The organism is Nocardia sp. SYP-A9097 (assembly GCF_009649815.1).
GTDB lineage: Bacteria > Actinomycetota > Actinomycetes > Mycobacteriales > Mycobacteriaceae > Nocardia.
Genome location: NZ_WJIC01000035.1, coordinates 60,648 through 68,101 on the forward strand (window position 1 = coordinate 60,648; position 7,454 = coordinate 68,101).

Here is a 7,454-nt window from a genome sequence, read left to right on the forward strand (position 1 = left end):
TCGCCGACTGATACTGATAGAGAATATTGTGATCAAGACCGGTTGTTCGGGGCCGTCGATGATCGGCCGCGAAGTGGTGTCGCCGATTGTCGGAAGCGTTTGGTCGTGTCAAGGTGCGAAGTGTGGGGAGCATGGCTGAAGTGAGATCGTCGCGGACTTCGGGTGGTGCCAGTGAACCGGATCCGGTGAAGGAGGTCCTGTCCCGCTGGCGATCCTCACTGATCGATCTGAGCGGGCGCAACCGGCTCTTGAACTTCCGGCATACGAAGTCGGCGACTCTGGAGGTCTCTGCTCCGGCCGCTGTGGAGTTCGTCGAAAGACTAACTGGCGGATTGGGATTCGCGAAGCTTCCGGATACCGCGGTTGCGGACGGTGAAACGCCACGGCGGATGCGGGACTACAGTGGTCCCGATATCGTGACGGACAAGGTCACGGCTCCGGAGTTGCATCGCGCACTGCGTAACTTGCGGACCAAAGCCTCGGCCATGTTCCTCGATTACGGTCTGTGGACTCTCCAGGTCGGTGTGGGCATGCTGCGCTGGGGTGAGGACGGTGCGCAGAGTGCCAATGACGCACCGCTGATCCTGATCCCGGTGGTCATCGATCTGACCAACAAGGGCGAGTATCGGTTGCGGATCAACCCCGACGACGACCCCCGCCACAACCCGGCGCTCGGCGTCAAACTCGAACAGTTCCATATCGATTGGTCCGATGTCGTAGCTCAGGAGCCGACGGACCTATCGGAGGTATTGGCGGCGGCTCGGCGGGCGATCGCGCACAAGCCCGGCTGGACGCTCTCGGACCGGGTTGTGGTGGGGCAGTTCGCCTCTCACAAAGAGATTATGTACAAGGACCTGCTCGAGAACCAGGATCGGATCGTGTCGAGCGATCTCGTGCGTGCCGTGGCGCTCGGTCCACGTTCCGGATTGGCTTCGGACAGTTTCGATTTCGAGGAGATCGATATCGACCGGGTCGACGAACTCAGTCCGCCTGAGCGGTCCCCGCTGATTCTCGACGCCGATGCTTCCCAGCGGCAAGCTGTGGCCGCCGCGGTGGGCGGGGAGTCGTTCGTGCTGGATGGTCCGCCGGGAACGGGTAAGAGTCAGACGATCGCAAATATGATCGCGGGACTGCTGCACGTGGGAAAGACCGTGCTGTTCGTTTCGGAGAAGGCCGCGGCGCTGGATGTGGTGCTGGATCGGTTGCGGTCAACGGGATTGGACTCCTACGCGCTACCGATACACAGTCACAACACCAGCCGACGAGTGGTCGCCAAGAAACTCGGCGACGCACTGCGCGAGGCGCCGCACGCGGCGCGGCTGTCGGAGTACGAGATATCCGCTGTTCGTGACGCGCGGGAATCGTTGAGCGCGTACGCGGACGCGATGAACGCGGTACGCGGCCCGCTCGGAGCCACCCTGCATGACGAGATGGGTGCGGCGGGACTGCTCAATTCCGCGCCGCTGGCCTACGACCTGCTGCGCAACGAGCGGGAGTTCCGGCCGGAGAACCTCACCCGCAAGGACCTGAGCGCGATCCTGCACGCTGCGGAATCCATTGCCCAGGTGTGGTCCTGCGCTGTTGACAAGGGCCATCCGTGGCGCGGTCTCCGCCCGGATGCCGATGATGCGCGGTTCATCGTTGAGGGAGCACGGGAAGCGCTGTGCCAGTTGGAGGTATCGCTCGAACGATACCGGGATCTCACCGCGAATGGTCCGGTGCGCGACGACGCCGGGACCGATCGGATCGAGAAGCTGGTCGGATTGTTGTCCACACGCCGGGGCACTCCCGAATCATGGTTGACGACAGCGAGGTTCGCCGATCTGACATCGCAGGTCGACAAGTTCATCGCACAGTTGCGCGGCGTCCGGAAGGCGCGTAGCGCGGCCGGGGCCGCCGCAGGCGAGAATTGGGAGGATCTTCCGACGCGCCTGACCGCCGGTATCCCCGACACCGAACGCGCTCTGCGGCATATGGTTCCGCCGGGGCTGGAACCAGCCGCGTACACGGCGGCGCGGGCGCGGCGAGTTGGCAGCGAATTCACTTCGATCGCAGACCATCTCGACAGCCTGGCAGCCATGGCCGCCGACCTGTCGGACCAGATCGGTCTATATGAACCCCTGGATATGGTCGCTGTGCGGAAGCTTTGCGATCTGCTCGATGCGGCAGCGGCCGAACACCGGCCTCCGGCAGCTTGGCTTACCGTCTGGGGTGCGAAAGCCGCTGAGCAAGCCGCGATCAGTGTGCTCGCGGATCGTCTGGCCGAATTTCTGACCAGGCGTGACACGGCACGGGCCGCGCGAGTGTCGGCATCGAACGCGGCTGGTCCACACTGGGCGGAGTTTTCCGTCGATCTCGACGCCGAGCCCTCCCCGGCGGAGAGCGCGCTCGCTCGTCTGATGCCTGCGGGTATGGATCTCACACCGGTGGCGCGTGGTCGGATTCGTGAATATGGCGCTCGCTTCGACCGGCTACAACCCGTCGTGGACGCGGCGGCGCGGGCCGCCGCCGCCCTTGCCGCGCAATTGGGTTGCGCTGCGCCCGGATCGACCGCGCTGGCACACGATCTCATCGAATTGGCCGAATCGGCCAGACGAGCCGACCGTGCACTGGATACCTGGTTCGATCCGGCAGCGATGGGTGAAGTTCGTGATCTGACTGCGGCGATAACCACTGCCGCAGTGGAATTGGAGACTGCGCGAGAGGCGGCCGCGGACTTCTTCCAACCCGAACTGGTCCACGCCGAGGCAGTCCCCGACGCCGTGGCCGACCTCCTCGCCGGGGCGCGGGGTATCGGTGGCCTGATGTCACGCCGAATTCGAAACGCTCGAAAGGTTATTGCCGCGACGACAGTCTCGGGGACATGGAAGCGTGAGCTTTACGAGCAGGTCCAGCTCGCGGCCGCATGGCACGCCGCTCATACTCGCCTACACGTTCTGGCGCGAGACAACGCTGAACTCCTCGGTCGTTACGCCGGATCGGAACTGCCCGATGTCGAGGGTCTGCGCTCGGCGTGTGCGCACGCCGAACTCATCCACGCGCTCGCGTCCGAGGTCGTCGATGATCCGATTCGGCGCGCCACGATAGTCGCCCAGCTCGCCGACGACCGCACGCCGGTTGGACAATCGCTACAGCTCGCCGACGAACTGCGCGCTGGTCTCGTCGACTGGCAGTCCGAGCTGGAGCAGCCTCCCTTTGCCGAGTTCGCGGTCCCGCTGATGCGGTGTTCGCTGGTGGAAGTGAGCGAATGGTTGCGGGCGCATCTCGAACCGATTCGACAGACGGGCGCATTCCTGGACGTTGTGGCCGAGGCACGCGCGCTCGATTCGAGCGTGGCAGCGGAGCAGACGTTGAGCACGGGGCGGGCGGCGGTAGATGCCGCCCGGGAAGCTCGTGAGGCAACTCGAATCTTCAGTGCCGGTGCGGATTCCGACCGGCTGATACTTGGTACCCGGTACGCCGGACTCGATACCGAGCTCCAGGACCTCGACAGGCTGAAATCCTCGGAAACCACCACCAGCACAAGTCTTTTGGCCCATGCGCTCAGCGCGTTGAGCGCGGGTCGCAGTGCCACTGACGTCGAACGTGAGCTGTTGGGCTCATATGCTGCTGAACTCGACACAGTCGCACTGCGAGAGGCCCTGGATGTCGCGCACACTGTAAAGCGGTGTGCGGCACACGAACTCGGTGACGATCAACATCGCGCCCGGCTCCAGGACGTGCTCGCCGAGGAAAACCCGCGCCGAGCTGATCTGTCCCGCTCGAGCACCGATGTGCGAATCCAGCTGGAAACCTGGGAAACCCATAACCGGGGCGAGGATCTGGCGAAGGTGAGCCCGGCACTCGTGACCCTGCCGCTGCGTGAGGCGGCGGCCTGGTTGCGTGCGCACGTCGAACCATTCGAGGATGCTGCCGATTACACGCATTCGGTGGCGAGGATCCTCGACAGGGACTGCGCATTGACGGAGGCGCGCACCGCGGTTCGCGCTGTCGCCGCGGCCCGGTCCGCGCAGGAGCCCTTCGACGAATCGGATAATCTCTGGCGCGAACTGCTCGGCGACCTTTACCGCCGTATAGACACAGTCCCGGAGGAAGTCCGCTCCGCGCTCGATTGGGCTGACCTGGTGCGCGCGACCGTGAATGGCCGGAATCGTTCACCACTGTCGGCCGCCGCCGCACGGCTGATGTCGGACGGCACGCCGGACCCATCGTTCGCCACCACCGCTGCGGAGTGGAAGCAGTGGCGTGCGGAGTTGACCGATTCCTTTGAAGCGCCGCGAAATACTTCGGTGCGCAGGGACCTGGAGCGCTCGCATGTCGCCGCGGAGGCGTTGATGACACGCCTGATCGAGGATGAACACGGTCCGGAGGGCTGGCAGCGCTACGTTCGCGCCCTCGGTGTCCTGCGTGAGTTCGGCCTGGCCGAACTGCCCACCCAGCTCGCTGGAACCGGTACTGCCGCAAAAGATTTCCCGGCGGCGGTCGAGCGAACAGTGCGGACCGCATGGATCGAATGTCAGCTCGCCGACCCGCGGCTGGGAGACTTCGCGGCCGCGGACCGCAATCGGCTCGTGGAGCGCTTCCGTAACGCGGACCGACAGCTGGTCCAGGGGGCGTACGCGACGGTGATCGCCGCCTGTAACGAGCGAAGGCCACGCCGAACCAATACCGGTGCCGCACAGATAATTACCGCGGAGGCCGCGAAGAAGGCAAAACATATGCCGGTGCGCCAACTTCTCGACCGAACCCGGGAAGTGACGCAGCGTATCAAGCCGTGCTTCATGATGAGCCCGCTCACCGTGAGCCAGTTCCTGCCCTCGGACTTCCGTTTCGACGTGGTCATCTTCGATGAGGCTTCGCAGGTGCTGCCGCAGGACGCGGTCAACTCCATCTACCGTGGTGACGCGCTCATTGTCGCCGGTGATCAGAAGCAGTTGCCGCCCACAGACTTCTTCAGTGTCGGCACCGACGACGGTGACGATGAGTGGGATGAGAACGACACCGCCGCTGTGCCTTTCGAATCGGTGCTGGATCTGTGTAAGGGCAGTGGCGTCTTGCGCAGTCTGTCCCTGCGCTGGCACTACCGCAGCCGTCACGAGCATCTGATCGCCTTCAGCAATAACGCCTTCTATGGCAATTCGATGGTGACGTTCCCCAGCGCGCATGAGAACGGTCCTGATATCGGTCTCGAGTTCATCAAAGTGGATGGCGTATATGACCGAGGCAGGCGGAAGGACAATCAGCGCGAAGCGGACGCTGTCGCGCGCCGAGTCCTGCATCACATACTGACCAGACCCGAGTTGACGCTCGGCGTTGTCGCCTTCTCGAAGGCACAAGCGGAGGCCATCGAGAATGCGGTACGCCAACTGTGCGCCGACCGTCCCGAGCTCGACCACTTCTTCGTCGAGGACCGGCTTGATGGCTTCTTCGTCAAGAACCTGGAGACCGTGCAGGGCGATGAGCGTGATGTGATCATCCTGTCGGTCGGTTACGGTCCGGACGAACATGGTCGACTGCGTTCGGAGTTCGGTCCGATCAATCGAAAAGGTGGCGAAAGGCGATTGAACGTCGCCATTACCCGTGCGCGACGGCGGATGGAGGTGGTCGCGTCCTTCTACGGCGGTGATCTGCCGGAATCGGCCAACCTCAGTGTCTCGCACTTCCGGCGGTATCTGATGTTCGCCGAACGGGGTCCCCAGGTGCTGGCCGTGGCTGACAGTGATCCGAATGCCGTGCCGGAGAGCCCATTCGAAGAGGACGTACTCACGGTGCTGCGTGACCGCGGCTATGCTGTGCAGCCTCAGGTCGGAGTGGCGGGATACCGCATCGATATGGCGATACGTCACCCCGAAGCGCCTGGCACGTACGCACTGGGCATCGAGTGCGACGGCGCCATGTACCACTCCTCCCGTGCGGCACGTGACCGAGATCGGTTGCGGGAAGGAGTACTTCGCGAACTCGGCTGGCGGCTGCATCGCATCTGGGGCACCGACTGGTATCGCTATCGCACCGATGCGATAGCGCGCCTTATCGAGGCAGTGGAATCGGCCTGCGCGGTGGACCCGCATCCTGACCGTTCGGTGGAACGGTCAGGCCACGACGCCTTGGCAACCGATTTCGTGACCGAATCCCGTGCTGCCGTAGTTGAATTTGTGACGGTAGAGGAGCAGCAGCCCGAGTGGATCCGTCCCTATGAAGTGGCAACCGACCGTGAACTTGTCGATTTGCGGTGGCGTGTCGAACGGAACCTTGGTGTGCCCGGCGTTCTCCTGAACGATCCCGCTGCGACACCGGTTATCGCCGAGGTGGTTCGGCAGGTGGTCACCCAGGAGGGACCGGTCGAGGAACAGGTGGTGATCGCGAGGGTGCGATCGACATGGGGCCTGACGCGAGCCACCGGCCCGGTGCAAACGGCGGTCCGAGGCGCACTCGACGCTTTGGAACACGCGAACCACATCAGCCGGAGCGCTACGGCCTATTCACTCCCCGGGCACTCACTGACCGCCGTACGCTCTCCCGCAGGCGGATACAGCAGAAACGTGGGCGATATCCCTTCCACGGAACGCCAACTGGCCTTGCGGCTTTCCATTGCCGACACACCGGGTATGCAACGCGAAGACGCACTACGCGTAGTCGCCGGCATATTCGGATGGAGTCGCGTGAAATCCGGTATCCGTGCCGCGCTCACCGACGACATCGACATACTCGTGCGCACAGGAATTCTCGACGACTCGGAACACGGGCTTCGAACCGGTGGGGATTCTGGAGGACCGATCGGCTGAGGGTCTGATGGTCGGGCAAGTGCGTTATTTGGCCGACATGCCGCCCAATGTTGCTGTGCAGATTCTGCCTGCGGCATAAGGGATTCCGCTGGGAGTCTCCCCATGGCCGTTCACCATCCTGGACTTCGCGACGAACCAGGGGGCACCAGGTCTGCATCCGTCGCAGGTGCTCGACCGTCCGCCGCCCAATCGCCGCGCTCAACGCGTCCGGCTCCGCCAGCACATCAGTCGCGGCCCAGATGCGGTTGCGTTTACTCTCCGAAAGAAGCTCGAGAATCCCCGCGTCGGTCAACCTTCCCATGCTCGATACGTACTGCCTCGGTGGTGCCGACGATGTCTTGCGTGGTGTCGGCGTTGAGGATTGGGATTTCGAGCAGCGCTCCGAGGAGTTTCTCGTCCGCCGAGTTGGTCCGCGGGCGGGCGATGTCTCGCCAGCGCCGCGCGCCAGATGCTCGCCGAACTCGGCCTCGAGGCGGGCGATTCTCCTTTGAATAAGGTTGACCAACGCCGCGCTTAATATACTTTGCCTATAGGAAACGCAGTTAAGACGGCGTCTCACGTCGTCGAATTTGGTTTCTGGCGTGTCGTGATGGGTTGTGCTGCATGATGTTCGGCCGTGACCGACGAGTTGTCGCTGCGCCTGGTGCCCGACGAGCTGTGGGCGGTGGTCGA

Annotated in this window: 1 protein-coding gene; it reads left to right on the forward strand. The window is 63.7% G+C overall.

The features are described 5' to 3' along the window. Positions 1 to 131 precede the first annotated feature (131 nt). Positions 132 to 6,782, forward strand: a complete 6,651-nt coding sequence (locus GFY24_RS36425) for a DUF3320 domain-containing protein (RefSeq protein WP_153809663.1) — start codon at positions 132 to 134, stop codon at positions 6,780 to 6,782. Positions 6,783 to 7,454: the final 672 nt, after the last annotated feature.

Excerpts from the sequence above, each read along its gene's own strand:
- GFY24_RS36425 (WP_153809663.1), top strand. The coding sequence starts at position 132 with ATGGCTGAAGTGAGATCGTCGCGGACTTCGGGTGGTGCCAGTGAACCG.